General features: G+C 73.9%; 17 protein-coding genes. 10 read left to right on the top strand and 7 right to left on the bottom strand.

All coding sequences use genetic code 11. The features are described from left to right. Window positions 1-267 precede the first annotated feature (267 nt). The 8 genes from GXB85_RS04495 to GXB85_RS04465 all read left to right on the top strand — a co-directional run bounded on the left by GXB85_RS04495 (window position 268) and on the right by GXB85_RS04465 (window position 11,576). Window positions 268-1,368 (top strand): acyl-CoA desaturase, encoded by a 1,101-nt coding sequence (locus tag GXB85_RS04495; RefSeq protein ID WP_161916440.1) that lies wholly within the window; start codon window positions 268-270, stop codon window positions 1,366-1,368. Window positions 1,369-1,424: 56 nt separating this feature from the next. Beyond that, window positions 1,425-4,346: a leucine--tRNA ligase gene (gene leuS, locus GXB85_RS04490; RefSeq protein WP_161916439.1), complete on the top strand. Its 2,922-nt coding sequence runs from the start codon at window positions 1,425-1,427 to the stop codon at window positions 4,344-4,346. Between the two features lie 15 nt (window positions 4,347-4,361). Beyond that, window positions 4,362-5,207, top strand: a complete 846-nt coding sequence (locus GXB85_RS04485) for a DegV family protein (protein WP_161916438.1) — start codon at window positions 4,362-4,364, stop codon at window positions 5,205-5,207. A 95-nt stretch (window positions 5,208-5,302) separates the two neighbouring features. Then, window positions 5,303-6,232, top strand: a complete 930-nt coding sequence (locus GXB85_RS04480) for a helix-hairpin-helix domain-containing protein (protein ID WP_370524000.1) — start codon at window positions 5,303-5,305, stop codon at window positions 6,230-6,232. Beyond that, a complete protein-coding gene (locus GXB85_RS04475; protein WP_161916437.1) occupies window positions 6,229-8,685 on the top strand; it encodes a ComEC/Rec2 family competence protein in 2,457 nt (818 codons plus the stop codon). Before GXB85_RS04480 ends, GXB85_RS04475 begins: the two co-directional genes overlap by 4 nt. 39 nt (window positions 8,686-8,724) lie before the next feature. After that, window positions 8,725-9,717, top strand: a complete 993-nt coding sequence (gene holA, locus GXB85_RS04470) for a DNA polymerase III subunit delta (protein ID WP_161916436.1) — start codon at window positions 8,725-8,727, stop codon at window positions 9,715-9,717. A 224-nt stretch (window positions 9,718-9,941) separates the two neighbouring features. Continuing rightward, complete coding sequence (locus GXB85_RS18515) at window positions 9,942-10,067, top strand: hypothetical protein (RefSeq protein WP_255465726.1); 126 nt, start codon at window positions 9,942-9,944, stop codon at window positions 10,065-10,067. 162 nt (window positions 10,068-10,229) lie between these two features. Further along, complete coding sequence (locus tag GXB85_RS04465; protein ID WP_161916435.1) at window positions 10,230-11,576, top strand: helix-turn-helix domain-containing protein; 1,347 nt, start codon at window positions 10,230-10,232, stop codon at window positions 11,574-11,576. Window positions 11,577-11,734: 158 nt separating this feature from the next. Here the strand turns inward: GXB85_RS04465 and rpsT are convergent, their stop codons facing one another. The 3 genes from rpsT to GXB85_RS04450 form a co-directional block, all read right to left on the bottom strand. Then, window positions 11,735-11,995, bottom strand: coding sequence for a 30S ribosomal protein S20 (gene rpsT, locus GXB85_RS04460; protein WP_161916434.1), 261 nt, complete (start codon window positions 11,993-11,995; stop codon window positions 11,735-11,737). Window positions 11,996-12,147: 152 nt separating this feature from the next. Beyond that, window positions 12,148-12,645: a type II toxin-antitoxin system PemK/MazF family toxin gene (locus GXB85_RS04455; protein ID WP_161916433.1), complete on the bottom strand. Its 498-nt coding sequence runs from the start codon at window positions 12,643-12,645 to the stop codon at window positions 12,148-12,150. Between the two features lie 57 nt (window positions 12,646-12,702). After that, entirely contained in the window at window positions 12,703-12,912 is a 210-nt protein-coding gene (locus GXB85_RS04450; protein ID WP_161916432.1) for a dodecin family protein, read from the bottom strand. Between the two features lie 220 nt (window positions 12,913-13,132). On the opposite strand from GXB85_RS04450, the gene lepA reads away from it, so the two are divergent. Next, window positions 13,133-15,016: a translation elongation factor 4 gene (lepA, locus tag GXB85_RS04445; RefSeq protein WP_161916431.1), complete on the top strand. Its 1,884-nt coding sequence runs from the start codon at window positions 13,133-13,135 to the stop codon at window positions 15,014-15,016. Between the two features lie 17 nt (window positions 15,017-15,033). Here lepA and GXB85_RS04440 read toward each other — a convergent pair whose 3' ends face one another. Together GXB85_RS04440 and GXB85_RS04435 are read right to left on the bottom strand one after the other, a co-directional pair. After that, window positions 15,034-16,053: an aldo/keto reductase gene (locus GXB85_RS04440; protein ID WP_202627546.1), complete on the bottom strand. Its 1,020-nt coding sequence runs from the start codon at window positions 16,051-16,053 to the stop codon at window positions 15,034-15,036. Next, the gene (locus GXB85_RS04435; RefSeq protein ID WP_161916430.1) at window positions 16,050-16,499 is read right to left on the bottom strand and encodes a MerR family transcriptional regulator; all 450 of its coding nucleotides are present in this window, start codon (window positions 16,497-16,499) and stop codon (window positions 16,050-16,052) included. Before GXB85_RS04435 ends, GXB85_RS04440 begins: the two co-directional genes overlap by 4 nt. 66 nt (window positions 16,500-16,565) lie before the next feature. On the opposite strand from GXB85_RS04435, the gene hemW reads away from it, so the two are divergent. Then, on the top strand, window positions 16,566-17,795 hold the full coding sequence (gene hemW / locus GXB85_RS04430; RefSeq protein ID WP_161916429.1) for a radical SAM family heme chaperone HemW: 1,230 nt from the start codon (window positions 16,566-16,568) through the stop codon (window positions 17,793-17,795). Window positions 17,796-17,911: 116 nt separating this feature from the next. Here hemW and GXB85_RS18050 read toward each other — a convergent pair whose 3' ends face one another. Together GXB85_RS18050 and GXB85_RS04420 are read right to left on the bottom strand one after the other, a co-directional pair. Next, entirely contained in the window at window positions 17,912-18,463 is a 552-nt protein-coding gene (locus GXB85_RS18050) for a DUF4870 domain-containing protein (protein WP_237727959.1), read from the bottom strand. 134 nt (window positions 18,464-18,597) lie between these two features. After that, complete coding sequence (locus GXB85_RS04420; protein ID WP_161916428.1) at window positions 18,598-19,449, bottom strand: DUF3097 domain-containing protein; 852 nt, start codon at window positions 19,447-19,449, stop codon at window positions 18,598-18,600. Window positions 19,450-19,608: the final 159 nt, after the last annotated feature.

Here is a 19,608-nt window from a genome sequence, read left to right as displayed (position 1 = left end):
GCGGCTGCGGCGGCCGCCGCGCGCGCGGCCGCGGCCTCGGCACGGGCGCGTGCGGTCGCGAGATCGGCCGGGACGTCGTCGTCGGGAGCCATGGCCCGAGCCTAGTGACCGCGCGGCGGGGGACACGCGGGGGAGCGCGCACGGGGCAGGACGCGCGCGAGGGGTGGGCAGGCGGGCGACCGCAGGTTACGCTGCCGTAGGTTCTCCGAGCCCGATGTGCTGCCGCCGGCACCGCGTCTCCCGACCGCCCGCACGACAGGACACCGTATGAGCGACGCCGCGACCACGACCGTCTCCACGCCCCGCGCCGGCGGGGCGCCACGCGAACGCCAGGTGAGCGAGTTCACCGCCCTGACGCGCACGGTGCAGGAGGCCGGGCTCATGCGGCGCCGCTACGGCTACTACTGGACCCGCTTCGTCCTGCTCACGGGTCTGCTCGCCGGGCTCGGCACGGCCATGGTCCTCGTCGGCGCCTCGTGGTGGCAGCTGCTCATCGCCGCAGCGCTCGCCGTCGTCCTCGGGCAGGTGATGTTCCTGGGCCATGACGCGGCCCACCGGCAGATCTTCGCGTCGGGGCGCTGGAACGACTGGGCGAGCCTCGTCATCGCCAACCTCTACGCCGGCATGAGCTACGGCTGGTGGCAGCACAAGCACAGCCGTCACCACGCCAAGCCGAACCAGGTGGGTGCGGACCCGGACATCAAGACCGGCGCCCTCGTCTTCTCGACCGAGGACCTGCCCAAGGCTCGCACCGGCGTGATCGGCTGGGTCACCCAGCGCCAGGGATGGCTGTTCTTCCCCATGCTGCTGCTCGAGGGCCTCAACCTGCACGTCTCGGGCGTGCGCACCATCTTCGGGCGCGGTGAGGTCAAGCGCCGTCCGATCGAGATCGCCTTCGTCACGCTCCGGCTCGGCGGCTACCTCGCGCTCGTGTTCTGGCTCATGCCCGTGGGGATGGCCCTCGCGTTCCTCGGGGTCCAGCTCGGGCTCTTCGGCCTCTACATGGGCGCGGTCTTCGCGCCCAACCACAAGGGCATGCCGATCGTCCCCAAGGACGCCCGGATCGACTTCCTGCGGCGTCAGGTGCTCATGAGCCGCAACGTGCGCGGCGGACGGTTCGTCGAGTCGTTCACCGGCGGGCTCAACTTCCAGGTCGAGCACCACCTGTTCCCGAACATGGCCCGTCCCCACCTGCGCCGCGTGCAGCCGATCGTCCGCGAGTTCTGCGAGGCGCGCGGCATCCGCTACACCGAGACCACGCTGCTGCAGTCCTACGGCATCGTGATCCGCTACCTCAACCGGGTGGGTCTCGCGGCGCGCGACCCGTTCCAGTGCCCGATCACCGCGGAGTACCGCTCCGCGCGGTGACGCCGGGCGTGGGACGTGCGCGCGGACCGGCCCCCGCGCGCCGGTAGCCTGGGCTGGTGCACACGCAGGACACCTCCACCGGACCGTCGCCCACGGGTGAGGGTGCCTCGACGGCGCCCGCCACCCCCTTCCGCTACACGGCGGCCCTCGCGGCCGAGATCGAGCAGCGGTGGCAGGACGCGTGGGAGGAGCAGGGCACGTTCCACGCGCCCAACCCCAGCGGTCCGCTCACCGGGGCGGACGGGCGGCACGCGGACCCGAAGGCGCCGTCGTTCTTCCTCATGGACATGTTCCCGTACCCCTCGGGTGCGGGGCTGCACATCGGGCACCCCCTGGGCTACATCGCGACCGACGTCGTGGGCCGGCACCGGCGCATGCAGGGCCACAACGTGCTGCACGCCCTGGGCTTCGACGCGTTCGGCCTGCCCGCCGAGCAGTACGCGGTCCAGACAGGTCAGCACCCGCGCAAGACGACCGACGAGAACATCACCACGATGCAGCGCCAGCTGCGCCGTCTCGGCCTCGCGCACGACGGCCGTCGCACGTTCGCGACCACCGACAGCGCCTACGTGCGCTGGACGCAGTGGATCTTCCTGCAGGTCTTCGGCTCGTGGTACGACCCCGACGCGGTGCGGCCCGACGGCGGGCGGGGTGCCGCGCGGCCTGTGAGCGAGCTCGTCGAGGCGTACGCCTCGGGTTCGCGGCCCACGCCCGACGGGCGGCCGTGGGCCGAGCTCGACGACGTCGAGCGTCGTCGGGTCGTCGACGAGCAGAGGCTCGCGTACATCTCCGAGACGCCGGTGAACTGGTGCCCCGGCCTGGGGACGGTCCTCGCGAACGAGGAGGTCACGGTCGACGGCCGCTCCGAGCGCGGCAACTACCCGGTGTTCAAGCGCAACCTGCGTCAGTGGAACATGCGCATCACGGCGTACGCGGACCGCCTGGCGGACGACCTGGACCTGATCGACTGGCCGGAGAAGGTGCGCGCGATGCAGCGCAACTGGATCGGTCGCTCGGAGGGTGCGAACGTCGTCTTCGAGGTGATCGGCGGCAGCGAGGTCGAGGTCTTCACCACGCGGCCGGACACGCTGTTCGGCGCGACGTTCATGGTCGTCGCCCCCGAGCACCCGCTGCTCGACGAGGTGCCGACCGAGTGGCCCGACGGCACGCACTCCGACTGGACGGGCGGGCACGAGAGCCCGACCGCCGCCGTCGCCGCCTACCGCGCCGAGGCGGCGGCCAAGTCCGCCGTCGAGCGTCAGGCCGACGCGGGCCGCAAGACGGGCGTCTTCACCGGCCATCTCGCGACGAACCCCGTCGACGGCCGCCTCGTCCCGGTGTTCACCGCCGACTACGTGCTCATGGGCTACGGCACGGGCGCGATCATGGCGGTGCCCGGGGGCGACGAGCGCGACTACGCGTTCGCGGAGGCGTTCGGGCTGCCCGTGGTGCACACCGTCGCGCCGCCCGAGGGATTCGAGGGCGGGGCCTGGACCGGCGACGGTCTGGTGGTCAACTCGTCGAACGACGAGATCAGTCTCGACGGCATGGACGTGGCGTCGGCGAAGGCCGCGATCACCACCTGGCTCGAGGCCAAGGGCGTCGGCACGGGGACCGTCACGTACCGGCTGCGCGACTGGCTCTTCAGCCGCCAGCGCTACTGGGGCGAGCCGTTCCCGATCGTCTACGACGAGCACGACCGGCCCATCGCCGTGCCCGAGGAGCTTCTGCCGGTCGACCTGCCCGAGGTGCCGGACTACTCGCCGCGCACGTTCGAGCCCGACGACGTGCACTCGACGCCCGAGCCGCCGCTCGGCCGCAACACCGAGTGGGTCGAGGTCACGCTGGACCTGGGCGACGGTCCGCGAACCTACCGTCGCGACACGAACACGATGCCCAACTGGGCCGGCTCGTGCTGGTACTACCTGAACTACCTCGACCCGTCCGAGCGTGACGTCCTGGTGGACCCCGAGCTCGAGCGGTACTGGATGGGCCCCGGGCACGACGACGCGGCCGGTCCCACGGGTGGCGTCGACCTGTACGTGGGCGGCGTCGAGCACGCCGTGCTGCACCTGCTCTACGCGCGCTTCTGGCACAAGGTCCTCTACGACCTGGGCCACGTCACGAGCATCGAGCCGTTCCGCCGCCTCTTCAACCAGGGCTACATCCAGGCCTACGCCTGGACGGATGCACGCGGGCAGTACGTGCCTGCCGCCGAGGTCGAGGAGGACGAGTCCGTCGCGAGCGGGTGGACGTGGCGCGGGGAGGAGGTCTTCCGCGAGTACGGGAAGATCGGCAAGTCCCTCAAGAACGTCGTGAGCCCGGACGAGATGTACGCGGCGTACGGTGCCGACACGCTGCGCGTCTACGAGATGTCGATGGGCCCGCTGGACCTGTCCCGGCCGTGGGAGACCCGCGCCGTCGTCGGGTCCCAGCGCTTCCTGCAGCGGCTGTGGCGCAACGTCGTGGACGAGACCACGGGCGAGGTCACGGTGGTCGACGCCGCGCCCGACGACGCGACCCAGCGCGTCGTCCACCGCACGGTGGCCGAGGTGCGGACCGAGATGGACGCGATGCGGTTCAACACCGCGATCGCGAAGCTCATCGTGCTCAACAACCACCTCACCTCGCTGCCGGAGGTGCCGCGCGCCGCGGTCGAGACGCTCGTGCTGATGGTCGCGCCGCTCGCGCCGCACATCGCGGAGGAGCTCTGGCGCAAGCTCGGCCACGACGGCTCGCTCGCCTACGAGCCCTACCCCGAGGCGGACCCGGCCTACCTCGTCGAGGAGACCGTGACCTGCGTGGTCCAGGTGCAGGGCAAGGTGCGTGACCGCCTCGAGGTCTCGCCCGGCGTGGGCGAGGACGAGCTGCGCGAGCTCGCGCTCGCGACGGCCGGGGTCCAGCGCGCCCTCGCCGGGCGCGACGTGCGCACGGTCGTCGTGCGGGCACCCAGGCTCGTCAACGTGGTTCCCGTCTGAGGGTCGGTGACGGCGATGGCGGCGAGCTCACGGTGCGCGGTCGTCACCGACTCGACCGCGTCGCTGCCCGCCGCCCTCGCGGAGGCGGCAGAGATCGTCGTCGTCCCCCTGCAGGTGGTGATCGGGGGTGTCGCGCACCGTGAAGGCGTCGACCTGAGCCCCGCGAGGCTGGTCGCGGCGCTCCGCGCGGGGGAGCGCGTCACCACGTCGCAGCCGGGGCCGGAGGCCTTCGCGCGGGCGTACGCACGCGTCGCGGCGCGCGGGGCCCGCGAGATCGTGTCCGTCCACCTCTCGGCCGAGCTCTCGGGCACCGTGACCTCGGCGCGCACGGCGGCCCAGGGGTCCGGCGTGCCCGTGCACGTCGTGGACTCGGGGACGGTCGGCATGGGCCTCGGCCTCGCCGCGCTCGCGGCGGCGCGCACCGAGGGCACGGGAGCCGCGGCCGCTCGGGCCGCCGAGCGCCGCGCCGCCGGCAGCCGGGTGCTCTTCGCGGTCGACTCCCTCGAGCACCTGCGCCGGGGCGGGAGGCTCGGCCCGGTGGCCGCCGCTGTCGGATCGGTCCTCGGCCTGCGGCCGGTCCTCGGCGTGCGGCACGGGCGGCTCGAGCTCGTCGAGAAGGTCCGCACCTCGGGTCGGGCCCGGGCACGTGTGGTCGAGCTGGTGCTCGAGGACCTGGCACGCCGAGGGCCGTCCGAGGTCGCGGTGCACCATCTCGGTGCTCCTGAGCTCGCCGCCGACGTCGCTGAGCGGATCACGGCCGCCGGACTGCCCGTGCGCGCGGTGCACGAGGTCGAGGTGAGCGCCGTCATCGGCGCGCACGTGGGTCCGGGTCTGCTCGCGGTGGTGACCGCGGACGCGTGAACCGCCGGGCCTCCACAGGCCCGGCCCGCAGCCTGGGTCCCCAGGAGGCGCGGCCCCCGGCGATCCGCCGTCGCCCGTCGCCCTAGCGTCGGTGCGTGCCACGACCAGAACCCACGGTCGCCCGTCGGCTCGGGGACCTCGCACCTCACGGGGGGCCCGGCGTCGCGCGCGTACCGGACACGTCGCCGGTGACCGAGCCGGCCGTCACAGGGCGGCAGACCGCCGGCACCGGCCTGCGCGCCCGTGCCCTCACCGCCGCCATGAGCACCTACACCGCCGCGCACGGCCACCCGCTCGGACTCGAGCACGCCGTCGGCGCGCCGCGCGTCGACGACCGGCGCTGGCTTCCGAGCCGCCGTGTCGCCGTCACGGCGGCTCTCGGCCTCGTGGTCCTGCTCGGCCTCGTGGTCGTGGGTGTCGGGGGCCTGCCGGGAGGAGAGGCGCCGGCCGTGGTCCTCCCGGACGCAGGTAGCGCGACGAACTCGGCCGCGCCTGAGCGGGACGGTGGGACCGAGGGTGCGGGCGTCGCGACGGAGGGCGACGCCCAGGGGACCGACGACGGCGCGCCACCGGTGGAGGACCACGAGGGGCGGTCCGGTCCGCCGGTGGTGGTCCACGTCGTCGGCGAGGTGACGGCGCCCGGCCTGGTCGAGCTGCCCGACGGCGCGCGGGTGGCCGACGCGATCGAGGCGGCCGGTGGTGTCACCCCGGCCGCGGTGCTCGCCGGGGTGAACCTCGCACGTCCCGTCGTCGACGGGGAGCAGGTCGTGGTGCCCGCCGAGGGCGAGGAGGTGGCGTCCGCCGTGCCGACCGTCGGCGGGGGAGAGGTCGGTCCGCTCGACCTGAACTCGGCCGACGCGGAGGCGCTCGACGGGCTGCCGGGCGTGGGCCCCGTCCTGGCGGAGCGCATCGTCGCGTGGCGTGAGCAGAACGGACGCTTCAGCTCGGTCGACGAGCTCGTCGAGGTCAGCGGGATCGGGCCTGCGCTCCTCGCCGACGTGCGCGACCTGGTGCGCGCGGGGTGAGCGACGGCCTCGACCTGCGCACGGTGGCTCCCGCGGCGGCCGCCTGGCTGGTCGCGGGCCTCGTGCTCGGTGCGTCCGCACGGTGGACGTACGTCACGGCCGCGCTCGCGGCCGTGAGCGCGCTCGTCCTGCTCGCCCGGGCGTGGCGGTGGGGTGGCGCGCCGGTGGTCGGCCTGGTGCTCGCGACGACGGCCGTGGTGCTGACGTCGTACGCCGTCCAGGCCGGCCCGCGCGACGCCGTGGACGCCGACGTGCGCGCGGGGGCGGTCGCGACCCTGACCGGGGTGGTGCGTTCCGAGCCCGTCCTCGTGACGCCCCGGCCCGGCCGGGCCGTGCAGGTGCGCTTCGAGCTCGTCGTGGAAGGCCTGGAGGCCCGGGGGCGCGCTGCGGTCGGTCCCCTGAGGGTCGTGGTGCTCGCGCCCGTCGTCGAAGGGGCACGCGGCGCCGACGGCGATCGGGGCCCCGGTACCGGTCCTGGCGGTGACGGCGTCGAGCCACCCGAGGCCCCGGCGTGGGGCAGCCGCGTCCGCGTGAGCGGCCGGCTCGTGCCGACGGACGCCGCCGACCGCGCGGCCGCGCTCGTCGTGGCGCACGTCGTCGTCGTCGAGAAGGCACCGCAGGGCGCCAATGCGCGCGTGCACCGGCTGCGCAGCGCTCTCCTGGCGGCGACGGAGCACCTGACCCCCGACGCCCGCGGGCTCGTCCCCGGGGCGGCGATCGGCGACACCCGTCGGCTCCCGGCGGATCTCGCGGAGGACATGCGCGTCACCGGCCTCACGCACATCACGGCGGTCTCCGGCGGGCACTTCTCGGTGATCGCGGTGGTCACGCTCGGGCTGACCGCGCTGCTCCGTTGGCCCGCGCCGCTGCGGGCCGTGGTCACCGCGGCCGTCATGGGCGGGTTCGTGCTGCTCGTCCATCCCGAGCCGAGCGTGCTGCGCGCCGCGGTGATGGGTGGTGTCACGACCTTCGCGCTCGTGCTGGGCCGCCCCGCCCGCTCGGTCGCCGCACTCGGGACCGCCGTCGTCGTCCTGCTCGTGTGCGACCCCTGGCTGTCGCGCGAGTACGGCTTCGTCCTGTCGGTGCTCGCGACAGCCGCGATCGTGCTCCTGGCACCCGCGCTCGTGCGACGCGTCGAGGGCACCGTCCCGCGGGCGGGGGCGCTCGCGGTCGCCGTCCCGGCCGCCGCCCAGCTGGTGTGCGCGCCCGTCCTCGTGCTGCTCGAGCCGGCCCTGCTGACCTACGCGGTGCCGGCCAACCTCCTCGCGGGCCCGGCGCTCGTCCCCGCCACGGTGCTGGGTGTCGCGGCGACGCTCGTCGCGCCGTGGGCGCCGGGGGTCGCCGCCGTCGTCGCATGGTGCGCCTCGTGGGCGACCGCGTGGATCGCGCTCGTGGCCCGAGGTCTCGCGGGCCTCCCGGGTGCCTCGGTCCCGTGGCCCGAGGGTGCCGGGGGAGCGGTGCTGCTGGGCTCGGCCACCGCGGTGCTCCTCGCCGGTGTGCTCGCGCCGCGCGGTGGTCGGGCCGCGCGCACCGCGCGGGTGGGTGCCTGCGTCGTCGCGCTCTGCCTGGTGCTCCTCCCGTTGCGTGGGGCCGTCGCGGGACGACCGGTCGCGGGGTGGGACGTGGTCGCGTGCGACGTCGGGCAGGGCGACGCGCTGGTGGTGCGCTCGGGTCCGTCGTCGGCCGTGCTCGTGGACACCGGGCCGGACGACTCGGTCGGGCGCTGCCTCGACGCGCTCGGCGTACGGACCCTCGACCTGCTCGTCCTCACCCACCCGCACGCCGACCACGTGGGCGGCCTCCGGGCCGCCGTCGCCGGACGGCAGGTGCGCCAGGTGGTCGTCAGCCCGGTCGCGGTCGACGGGAACGGCGCTGCCGACGTCGCGGCGCTGCGCGCGTCGGGCGTGCCGGTGGCCGTCGGGCTCGCCACCGGCGCAGACGCGAGCACGGTAGGGGATCCGGGTGGTCCGGCGGGGCGCCTGCCGGTCCTCGGCGCGGGGCGTGCGGGGGACGTGGGCTGGGAGGTGCTCGGACCGCCGTCGGCGCGCGTGCCCGCAGCGTCGTCGGGCGACGTGAACGACGCGAGCGTCGTCGTGCTGCTCGACCTCGGGGACGTGCGCGTCCTCGCGCTGGGGGACCTCGAGCCGCCGGCCCAGGAGCGGCTGCTCGCCGCGCTCACCGCGCGGGGCCGCGCGACACCCGCGGAGATCGTGAAGGTCGCGCACCACGGCTCGGCGCGGCAGTCGGCCGCGCTCGCGGAGTGGCTCTCCCCACGGGTGGCGCTCGTGAGTGCCGGCGCCGACAACGACTACGGGCACCCGTCACCGCAGGCGGTGGACCTCTACGCGCGGGTCGGCGCCCTCGTCCTGAGCACCCACGAGTGCGGGGACGTCGTGCTCGCCGCCGACCCCGCTGGGCTCGCCGTGCACGCGTCGTGCCCGGCGGGGTCGTAGCGCCCCGGCGTGACGCACGTGCGTGGCAGGCTGGTGCGCATGCCCCCCGCACGACGCGCCCCCTCGGCCCTCGCCTGGGACCAGGTCGAGCTCGCCCCCCTGGTCCTCGTCCACGGCTCGGAGAGCCTGCTCGCCGAGCGAGCCGTGGACGGCCTCGTGGCCCAGGCGCGTGCGCGCGACCCCGAGGTCGAGGTCACCCGGCTCGAGGCGGCGTCGTACCTGCCCGGACGGCTCCGTGTGGTGGCGAGCCCCTCGTTGTTCGACGAGCCGCGCGTGGTCGTGGTCGAGGACTTCCAGTCCGGGACGGAGGCGGCGCTCGACGACGTCGTGGCGTACGCCGCCGACCCTGCTCCCGAGGTGGTGCTCGTCGTACGGCACGGCGGCGGTGTGCGGGGCAAGAAGGCGCTCGACGCGCTCAGGGCCGCCGGCGCGGTACAGGTCGCGTGCGACCCCCTCAAGAAGGACGCCGACAAGCTCGCGTTCGCGGGCGCGGAGCTCCGTCGCGCAGGACGTCGGGCCGAGCCCGCCGCGATGCGCGCCCTGCTCGAGGCATGCGGAGCGGATCTGCGCGAGCTGGCCGCGGCGTGCCAGCAGCTCGTCGCCGACAGCACCGGCCCCATCTCGGCCGAGCTCGTGGCGCGCTACTACGGAGGCCGCGTCGAGGCCACCGGCTTCAAGGTCGCCGATGCCGCCGCCGAGGGCAGGGCGGGCGACGCCGTGGCCCTGCTGAGGCACGCCCTCGCCACGGGCACCGACCCGGTCCCGCTGGTCGCAGCCCTGGCGGTGCGCCTGCGCACGCTCGCGAAGGTCGCGGCCGCACGGGGGCGCGGTATGGATGCCCGGGACCTCGGGCTCGCCCCCTGGCAGGTCGACAAGGCCCGACGCGAGCTCGCGAGCTGGACCCCGGAGGGGTTGGCGGCGGCGATCACGGCTGTCGCCCAGGCGGACGCCGAGGTCAAGGGCGCGGGCCGCGATCCCGTCTTCGCCGTCGAGCGCGCGGTCCTACGGATCGCGCGGGCCGCCCGCGACTGACGCGCGAGTCATACGTGCGATGACACGAGGGCCGGCCCGCGAAGCAGAATCACCCGGACGAGTGACGTGTCAATCGCGCGGGATACCTCCTGGTCTGCCCCTCTATCTCCCCAAAAGTTCACCGCGCACGTACCAAGAAGGCTGTTCGGGAGGGGTGCATACCTGGAGGAATCCTGTCATAGTCGTCATGACAGCCCCCCGGCTCGAACGACAGGAGAACTGACATGAACCGCTTCGCGAAGGCCCTCGCCGCCGCAGTCCTGAGCCTCGGCATCGCCGTCGTCGGCCTGCCGCTGGACGACACGGCGTCGGTGACCGCGATCGGCAGCAGCGGCTGCTGCAAGCAGTGAGCGGGGTCGGCTCGCGCCGACCTGCGTCGCACGACCGAGGGGTCACCCGTCTTCCGGGTGGCCCCTCGGTCGTCGGGCCCCGTCTCGGTGTCTGTTCTTCACCCGATCGGCGGTGCCGTGGCCCCTGCCCTTCGGGGCTAGTCAACGGTAGAGTGACCCCTTGTGACAGACCTCGCAGAACGACTTCGCGCCGAGCGCACGCGTGCCGGCCTCTCGCAGACCGCGCTCGCGGGCGACGACTTCTCGCCCAGCTACGTGTCGCTGATCGAGGCCGGGCGCCGCGTGCCCACCGACGGCGCCCTCAAGGTGCTCGCCGAGCGTCTCGGCACGACGGCGGACTACCTGCGGCACGGCGACAAGGCGCCGAGCGAGGAACGTGCGCGCCTCGAGATCGGGTTCGCCCGGCTCGCGCTCGCGAACGGTGCGGCCGAGGAGGCGCGTGACCGTCTTCTCGCCCTCGACCTGTCGACGATCGCGTCGCGCCACCACGCGGAGGCGCTCGAGGCCCTCGCCTCCGCCTACGACGCGCTCGGCCAGCTCGAGGAGACCGTCGGCGTGCTGGAGCCCCTGCTCGCGCGTGCACGGTCCGAGCGCCGCGTGCTCGACTCGGCGACCCTCGCGACGAGCCTGGTCGTGGCCTATCACGACGCCGGTGACCTGGGGCGCAGCATCGAGCTCGGCGAGTCCGTGCTCGCGGAGGTCGAGGCGCAGGGAGCGCGGGGCACCGACGAGCACCTGCGACTCGCGGCGACGATCCTGTGGTCGTACGTCGAGCGCGGCGACCTGCTGTACGCGACGCACCGGGCGGCCGAGCTCATCCGCATCGCCGATGAGCACGGCACCATGCGGGGGCGAGGCTCGATCTACTGGAACGCGTCGCTCGTGGCCGAGGGTCGCGGGGACGTGGCGGAGGCCAGGCGCCTGACCGAGCGTGCGCTCGCCTACCTGAGCGAGGGCGCGGCGAGCCGGGACGTCCCTCGCCTGCGCCTGCACTACGCGTGGCTCGTGCTGCGCTCCGACCCGCCGGAGCCCCGGCTCGCGCTCGACCAGCTCGAGCAGGCGCGTGCGGCGCTCGAGCTCGTGGGGTCGGAGATCGACCTGGCGCGGTGCATGTTCGAGGCGGGCCGGGCGCACCTCCTCCTCGGTGACCCGACGAAGGCCGAGGAGCTCGCGCACGCGGGTCTGGAGCGGCTCGGGGCCGAGGCCGTGCTCGACACCTGCAACGGTCGCATGCTGCTCGGCGACGCCCACGCGGCGCGCGGTGACATCGAGCGCGCCCAGGAGGCCTACGGCTGGGCGGCCGAGATGCTCGGCATGATGACGGCCGGTCGCGAGTCCGCCACGGTGTGGCGGGCGCTGGGGGACCGGCTCCTCGAGCACGGTGACCTCGCGGGCGCCGTGCGCGCGTACGACTCGGCCCTCGAGGAGGCCGGGATCCGGCGGACGGCGCAGCCGGTCCGTCAGCCTGAGGGGACGGTTGCGACCTCCGGAGGGACCTCCGTCTCCTGAGGCCCGCGCGAGGGCTGGCGAGCAGGGGGCGCCAGCGCCGCGCACGGCTGCGGTCCGCGGATGGCTGCCACGGTCACCCGCTCAGTTCGCCGTCGACGACGAAGGGCGCCACCCCGTGGGGTGGCGCCCTTCGCGATGCCGCGCTGAGGCGGTGCGTCTCAGAGGCTCGCGACCTGCTTGGCCAGCGCCGACTTGCGGTTGGCCGCCTGGTTCGCGTGGATGACGCCCTTGCTCGCGGCCTTGTCGAGCTTGGTCGAGGCGGAGCGCAGCGCGACGGCGGCTGCGTCCTTGTCGCCCGCGGCCACGGCCTCGCGCACACGACGCACGTGCGTCTTGAGCTCGGACTTCACGGCCTTGTTGCGCAGGCGCGCCGCCTCGTTGGTGCGGATGCGCTTGATCTGGGACTTGATGTTCGCCACGTGTGGACTCTCTTTGTGGGTTCGCCGGAGCGATCTGACAGGTCGTAGAGGGCGCGTCCGGCGCCGGGACTGGGGCGTGGGGACACCCGCGGGAAGGCGCTGGACCTGTGCCCGCCGACCTGGGCGGACACGCGGGGATCGATGCTACCAGGTCAGGGATCTCGGCGTGGGTGGCGCGCGGTGAGCGCCGCGGCGACCGCGTCGAAGCGTGCGCGGTCGAGCACTGCGCCCTCCCGCCGGACCTCCTCGGGCGCGATCCGGAGCACGCGGTCGAGCCGCACCTCGCTCGGGCGGCGTCGTGCGTCCCACTCGCCGGTGCCCAGGTCGAGCCAGCTCTCGCCACGGGCGTCCGGTCGTGCGTCGTGATCGCGGCTGCTGAGCATGAGCGCGAGCAGCCACGGACCGTCGTGCCCCACCACCAGCACCGGGCGGTCCTTGCCGCGGCCGTGGTCCTCCTCGTACGGCACCCACGTCCAGACGATCTCGCCGGGATCCGGGTCGCCGTCGAGGTCGGGCCGGTACACGGGCCGGAGCGGGCCGGTGTGGTCACCGGGGTAGGCGCTGGCGGGCCGACCGCGGGACGGACGTCCCGTCGCGGCCGCCCGGTGGGCTCGGACGGTGCGCACCAGACGCGCGACGAGCCGGTTCATGCGCCCACGGTACCGAGGTGCCGGACCGACCCGCGCCGGTCCGGCACCCTCGTCGGCTCAGTCGTCGAGCACGAAGGTGACCTCGAGCATCACCTGGTACGCCGTGATGCGGCCTTCGCGCACCTCGACCTTCTGCTCCTTGACCCAGGCGCCCTGGACGTTGCGCAGCGTCTGGGTGGCGCGCTCGATCCCGCCCGCGACCGCGTCCTCGAAGCTGACCTCGGAGCGCGAGCTGATCTGGGTGACACGTGCGACGGTGGTGGCCATCGAGGGCTCCTCCCGGTCGACGGCGTCGGCGACGCCTCGGACCTCCACCCTCGCGCTGCAGCGCAGGGCCTGCAAGGGGTGGCGCCGGCCCTGGCCCACGACGCCGCATGTGCGCCAACCGCGAGCCGTCAGGACCCCGTGCGCAGGTCATGGCCGGGGCCGGGACGTGGGACCATGGACGCTGCCGCGAACCCACCGAGCCCGACGGAGTCGTCCCCGCGTGTCCCCGATCCCCAGCGCTGCGCAGAGCCAGCGGATCCAGCCGGCCGCCACGCCGCCCGAGCTCATCCGCAACTTCTGCATCATCGCCCACATCGACCACGGCAAGTCGACGCTCGCCGACCGCATGCTCCAGCTCACCGGGGTGGTCGACGAGCGCGCCGCTCGCGCGCAGTACCTGGACCGCATGGACATCGAGCGTGAGCGCGGCATCACGATCAAGTCCCAGGCCGTGCGCATGCCCTGGGCCGCCGGGCCCGAGGGTGCGCAGCAGCCGTACGCGCTCAACATGATCGACACCCCGGGCCACGTCGACTTCACCTACGAGGTCTCGCGCTCGCTGGCGGCCTGCGAGGGTGCCGTCCTGCTCGTCGACGCGGCCCAGGGGATCGAGGCACAGACGCTCGCGAACCTGTACCTCGCGATGGAGAACGACCTCACGATCATCCCGGTCCTGAACAAGATCGACCTCCCCGCCGCGCAGCCGGAGAAGTACGCCGAGGAGATCGCGGGACTCGTGGGGGGCGAGCCCGAGGACGTCCTCAAGGTCTCGGGCAAGACGGGTGAGGGCGTGGAGGCGCTGCTCGACCGGATCGTCGAGCTCGTGCCCGCCCCGGTGGGGCGCGCCGACGCCCCGGCACGCGCGATGATCTTCGACTCCGTCTACGACACGTACCGAGGCGTGGTCACGTACGTGCGCGTGGTCGACGGGCAGCTCACCCCGCGCGACCGCATCGCGATGATGTCGACCCGGGCCACCCACGAGCTGCTCGAGCTCGGTGTGATCTCTCCCGAGGCGATCCCGACGAAGGGGCTCGGCGTCGGCGAGGTGGGCTACCTCATCACAGGCGTCAAGGACGTCCGCCAGTCCAAGGTCGGGGACACCGTCACGGACTCGGCGAAGCCGGCCGAGGAGCCGCTCGGCGGCTACAGCGACCCCAAGCCGATGGTCTTCTCGGGTCTCTACCCGATCGACGGCTCGGACTACCCGGTGCTGCGGGACGCGCTCGACAAGCTCAAGCTCAACGATGCCGCGCTGATGTACGAGCCCGAGACCTCGGTCGCGCTCGGCTTCGGCTTCCGGGTCGGGTACCTGGGCCTGCTGCACCTCGAGATCGTGCGTGAGCGGCTCGAGCGCGAGTTCGACCTCGACCTGATCTCGACGGCACCCAACGTGATCTACGACGTCACGATGGAGGACGGCGAGACGGTCGTCGTGACCAACCCGAGCGAGTTCCCGGGCGGCAAGATCAGGGAGGTCCGCGAGCCCGTCGTGCGGGCGACGATCCTGGCGCCGTCCGAGCACATCGGCGCGATCATGGAGCTGTGCCAGTCGCGCCGGGGTGACCTGCTCGGCATGGACTACCTGTCGGCCGACCGGGTCGAGATGCGCTACACCCTGCCGCTCGCCGAGATCGTGTTCGACTTCTTCGACCAGCTCAAGTCACGCACACGTGGCTACGCGTCCCTCGACTACGAGGTCAGCGGCGACCAGGCGGCCGCGCTGGTCAAGGTGGACATCCTGCTGCAGGGCGAGCAGGTGGACGCGTTCAGCGCGATCGTGCACAAGGACAAGGCGTACGCCTACGGCGTGATGATGACCGCCAAGCTCAAGGAGCTCATCCCGCGCCAGCAGTTCGAGGTGCCGATCCAGGCCGCGGTGGGTTCGCGCGTGATCGCTCGCGAGACGATCCGCGCGATCCGCAAGGACGTCCTGGCCAAGTGCTACGGCGGTGACATCAGCCGCAAGCGCAAGCTGCTCGAGAAGCAGAAGGAGGGCAAGAAGCGCATGAAGACCATCGGCCGGGTCGACGTGCCGCAGGAGGCGTTCATCGCCGCGCTGTCCTCCGAGCAGTCGGACGCCAAGGACAAGGCGAAGAAGTAGTCACCGCCGGCCTCGGGTCAGGGCGCCGTCAGGAGCTCGAGGTGCGCCGGGGACAGCTCGAGGCCGACGGCGGCCACCTGGTCCTCGTACCGGTCGAGGCGTGAGGTGCCCAGGATCGGCACCACCCGCGGGTCCTGCTGCGCGAGGAGCCAGGCGAGCACCACCCGGGTGGGCGGGACGCCGAGCTCGCGCGCCACGGCCTCGACGGCGGCGAACCTGCGTTCGGCATCGCCGCCCGCGTACGGCTCGAGCAGCCAGTGGCCCGATCGCCGAGCCGGAGCCATGTCGTACAGCCCTTTGAGCACGGGGGAGTAGGCGACGAGCGTCAGCTCGGGACGGGCGCGCAGGTGCGCGAGCTGGCGCTCGTCGACGATCGACACGCTCGCCGCGCCGTCATGCGGCCGCAGGTAGGAATGCTGCTGCTGGAGGGCGACGGGCGCGGGCCACCCGTTCGCGTCGCACAGCTCGTGGATCCGCTCGAGGCGCTCGGTCCGGACGTTCGACCAGCCGTACCAGCGGATCTTCCCCTCCTCGACGAACGCCGCGAGCGCCTCGAGCGTCTCCTCGAGCGGCGTCGCCTCGTCGTCGACGTGCACGTAGTAGAGGTCGACGTGGTCGGTGCCGAGCCTGCGCAGGCTCGCCTCGAGCGAACGACGCAGCACGGGCGCCGAGGCCCCGACGAACTGCGTCCGGGCGTCGGTCCAGTCCGGCTCGACGTCGGGGGCGGGCCACGAGCGGGAGGGATCGCGCAGCGTCGCGCTGCCCTTGGTCGCGAGCACGACGTCGTCGCGGTTGCGGCGGTCGGCCATCCAACGGCCCAGCAGCTCCTCGCTCTGCCCGCCGTTGGTCCCGTGTGCCCACCACCATGCGTAGCAGTCCGCGGTGTCGAGGAAGGTCCCGCCGTCGGCCACGAAGCGGTCGAGCAGCGCGACCGAGGTCTTCTCGTCGGTCAGCGAGCCCATGGGCATCGCGCCCAGCGCGATCGCGGAGACCTGCTGCCCGGTGGTGCCGAGCTCACGCGTCGGGATGGTGGTCATCGGGGGCTCCCGTCGGTCAGTGCGAGGGCGGTGCGGTCGTCGGCCGCCGGCGTCGACGGCTCGACGCACGCGTCCGGTGGCAGGAGGCCCTCGTAGACGTCGATCTTGGTGGTGATGGCGCCCAGGTGGTGCTGGAGGAGGTCGAGGCGCTCGACGAGCGCCTCGCGGTGCGCACGGAGCAGCGCGACCCGCTGCGGCACCGTGGCGTCACCGGCGCGCGTGAGGTCCACGAACCGCTGCATGTCGCGGATCGGCATGTCGGTCTGTCTGAGCAGCGTCAGGAACCTGACCCAGCCCAGGTCGTCCTCGGTGTAGCGGCGTCGTCCGCCGGGCCCGCGCGGCACCGGGGCGAGGAGGCCGATGCGCTCGTAGTAGCGCAGCGTGTGGGCGGGGACGCCCGTGCGCGCGGATGCCTGCTCGATGCTGCAGCCCTCGATCGTGCTCATGACGCGAACGTAGGAGCTGGAGTGCACTCGAAGTCAACACCTGGGCCGAGGTGCGACCATGGAGGCATGCCAGCCCTGCCCGACGGCGAGCCCGCGCCCGCCGACGGAGCCCTTCCGGCGGACCTCGGGCGGCCCGGCTCGGGCTTCGGGGTCTACGTGCACGTGCCGTTCTGCGCGGTGCGGTGCGGCTACTGCGACTTCAACACCTACACCGCGACCGAGCTGGGCGGAGGTGCGAGCCTCGCGGGCTACGCGCGCACGGCCCTCGACGAGATCGCGCTCGCGCGGCGCGTGCTCGACGAGGCCGGTGTGGGCGGCCGGCCGGCGAGCACGGTCTTCTTCGGCGGCGGTACCCCGACCCTGCTCCCTGCGGGCGACCTCGCGCTGCTGCTCGACGGCGTCCGGCAGGCGTGGGGGCTGAAGGCGGGCGCCGAGGTGACCACCGAGGCGAACCCCGACTCGGTGACGCCGGAGTCGCTCGCGACGCTCGCGCGCGCCGGTGTCACGCGGGTCTCGTTCGGGATGCAGTCAGCAGTGCCGCACGTGCTCGCCACGCTCGACCGTACGCACGACCCGGCGCGCGTGCCCGAGGCCGTGCGGTGGGCGCGCGACGTCGGGCTGGCGGTCTCGCTCGACCTGATCTACGGGACACCGGGGGAGTCGGTCGACGACTGGCGTCGGTCGCTCGACGCCGTTCTCGCGTGCGACGTGGACCACGTCTCGGCGTACGCCCTCGTGGTCGAGCCTGGCACGCGCATGGCCGTGCAGGTGCGCCGCGGCGAGCTGCCCGCACCGGACCCGGACGACGAGGCGACGAAGTACGAGGTCGCCGACGACGTGCTCGCGGGCGCCGGACTGCACTGGTACGAGGTGAGCAACTGGGCGCGGACGCCGCAGGACGCGTGCCGGCACAACCTCGCCTACTGGCGTGGCGACGACTGGTGGGGCGTGGGCCCGGGCGCGCACTCGCACGTGGGCGGTGCGGCCGGTGGCGTGCGGTGGTGGAACGTCAAGCACCCGCGGGCGTACGCGGACAGGTTGGGCCAGGGGCTCAGCCCCGCCGCAGGCCGTGAGCTGCTGCGACCCGACGACGTCGCGCTCGAGCGCGTGATGCTCGGCGTGCGGCTGGCCGAGGGGCTCCCGACGACGACGCTCACCGCGGCGGCGCGGCCCGCCGTCGCCGGCCTGGTCGCGGACGGGTTGCTCGACGGCCGCGCGGCCGTGGGCGGTCGCCTGCTCCTCACGCGACGCGGACGCCTGCTCGCCGACCACGTGGTGCGCACGCTGACCGACTGACGCGGAGGGCGGGCGTCGCTGCCTGGGACCTACGCCGCACGTGCGCCGGAGACGACGAGGGCCGGTGACCAGGTGGTCACCGGCCCTCGTCGCGGCTCACGGCCGCGTGCGTCGCGTCACTTCACGAGGCGCAGCGCGAACGGGTAGCGGTACGGCTCGCCCTTGTTGGCGGCGATCGCCGCGATGATCCCGAAGACGAGGGCGCAGATGCCCGCGGCGACCAGGATGAGGCCACCGATGACGATCACGGTGAGGATCATTCCGGCGATGTACGCGATCGTCAGCGTGATCTGCCAGTTCAGCGCCTCCTTGGCCTGCTCGTCGACGTAGCGGCCGCGGTCCTTGAAGATCAGCCAGATCACCAGCGGGGCCACGAACCAGAACAGGATGCCGCCGATGTGCGCGAGCATCGCCCACATGCGCTGGTCGGAGTCGCTCAGCGGCGGCTGGGCGCCGTAGGACGCCTGGGGTGCGCCGCCGTAGCCGCCACCGGGCGGCGGAGCGGCCTGGTAGCCGCCGGCCGGTGCCTGGTAGCCCCCGGCGGGCGGCTGCTGAGCGGCGGGCGGGGGTGTGCCCGCACCGGGCGGGGGAGGCGGCGTGGCGCCGGTCCCGGGCGGGGGCGGCGGGGTGCTGCCGGGCTGCTGGGGCTCGTCGGGGTTGGTCGTCATGTCACGTCACCAGCTCGTGTGAGAAGGGGGTACGGGGAGGCCTCGGAGTGCCCCACGTCACAGTGCACTCGCACAGTAGCGAATCCCGGGCCTGGCGGGTGACGCCTCCGCAGTCCGGACGGCGTGGCGCGGGCTCAGCCGGTCACGAAGTCGATGAGCTCCTCGACGCGGCCCAGCAGGGTGGGCTCGAGGTCGCGGTAGTCGCGCACGGTCCCCAGGATCCGCTTCCAGGCGCGCGCGACGTCGGCCTGGTCGCCGTGCGGCCAGCCGAGCTCGCGCAGGATCCCGTGCTTCCACTCCGTGCCGCGCTCGATCACCGGCCAGCGGTCGAGGCCGAGGCGCCCGGGGCGCACGGCCTGCCACACGTCGACGTAGGGGTGACCGAGGACGAGCACCGATCCGGCCGGCGCGCTCCGCGTCGCCTGCTCGGCGATGCGGCTCTCCTTGGAGCCGGGCACCAGGTGGTCCACGAGCACGCCGACGCGCCGCTGCGCGGACGGGCCGAACTCGGCGAGGGCTCCGACCAGGTCGTCCACGCCGTCGAGCATCTCGACCACGACCCCCTCGACGCGCAGGTCGTCGCCCCAGACCTTCTCGACCAGCTCGGCGTCGTGGCGCCCCTCGACCCAGATGCGGCTGGCCCGTGCGACCCGGGCCCGCGCGCCGGTCACCGCGCGCGAGCCCGACGCGGTGCGCGTGGGGCGCGTCGGGGCCGGGCCGGTGGGGGCGGTGAGCTCGACCGGCTCGCCGTCGACCCAGAACCCTGGCCCGAGCGGGAACGTGCGCGTGCGGCCGTTGCGGTCCTCGAGGACGACGACGTGCGTCCCGCCGGACTTCTCGACGCGCGTCACGGCCCCGACCCAGCCCGTGGTGACCTCCTCGACCACGAGCCCCGTCGCGGCCGGGGTGGGCCTCGAGGTGCGGGGCGCACGGTGGTGGGTCGCGCGGGCGCCGGCGAGGACGTCGGGGCCGTACCTGTCGTGCAACGGGACTCCTGGTGGTGCGGGCGGGGTGGCGGCGATGATGCCAGGACGCGGCCGTCGCGCCCGGTCGCCGCGCCGTGCCTCGCCGCGGGCCGAGTACGATTAGCACTCGGGGCAGTCGAGTGCCACGCCCTCCGGCTGCCCCCGTCGGCGGGGGAGGGC

The sequence above is a fragment of the Cellulomonas sp. APG4 genome (assembly GCF_009996735.1).
GTDB lineage: Bacteria > Actinomycetota > Actinomycetes > Actinomycetales > Cellulomonadaceae > Actinotalea.
The sequence above is the reverse complement of the archived record's forward strand: the minus strand, read 5'-3'. Positions and strand labels throughout refer to the sequence as shown.

What these genes read in the sequence shown, in the direction of transcription:
- GXB85_RS04450 (WP_161916432.1), bottom strand. Translation starts at nt 12,912, where the DNA reads ATGGCCACCACCGTCGCACGTGTCACCCAGATCAGCTCGCGCTCCGAG.
- GXB85_RS04485 (WP_161916438.1), top strand. Translation starts at nt 4,362, where the DNA reads ATGGCGGCGAGCTCACGGTGCGCGGTCGTCACCGACTCGACCGCGTCG.
- holA (WP_161916436.1), top strand. Translation starts at nt 8,725, where the DNA reads ATGCCCCCCGCACGACGCGCCCCCTCGGCCCTCGCCTGGGACCAGGTC.
- GXB85_RS18050 (WP_237727959.1), bottom strand. Translation starts at nt 18,463, where the DNA reads ATGACGACCAACCCCGACGAGCCCCAGCAGCCCGGCAGCACCCCGCCG.
- GXB85_RS04495 (WP_161916440.1), top strand. Translation starts at nt 268, where the DNA reads ATGAGCGACGCCGCGACCACGACCGTCTCCACGCCCCGCGCCGGCGGG.
- GXB85_RS18515 (WP_255465726.1), top strand. Translation starts at nt 9,942, where the DNA reads ATGAACCGCTTCGCGAAGGCCCTCGCCGCCGCAGTCCTGAGCCTCGGC.
- hemW (WP_161916429.1), top strand. Translation starts at nt 16,566, where the DNA reads ATGCCAGCCCTGCCCGACGGCGAGCCCGCGCCCGCCGACGGAGCCCTT.
- GXB85_RS04435 (WP_161916430.1), bottom strand. Translation starts at nt 16,499, where the DNA reads ATGAGCACGATCGAGGGCTGCAGCATCGAGCAGGCATCCGCGCGCACG.
- GXB85_RS04440 (WP_202627546.1), bottom strand. Translation starts at nt 16,053, where the DNA reads ATGACCACCATCCCGACGCGTGAGCTCGGCACCACCGGGCAGCAGGTC.
- GXB85_RS04455 (WP_161916433.1), bottom strand. Translation starts at nt 12,645, where the DNA reads ATGAACCGGCTCGTCGCGCGTCTGGTGCGCACCGTCCGAGCCCACCGG.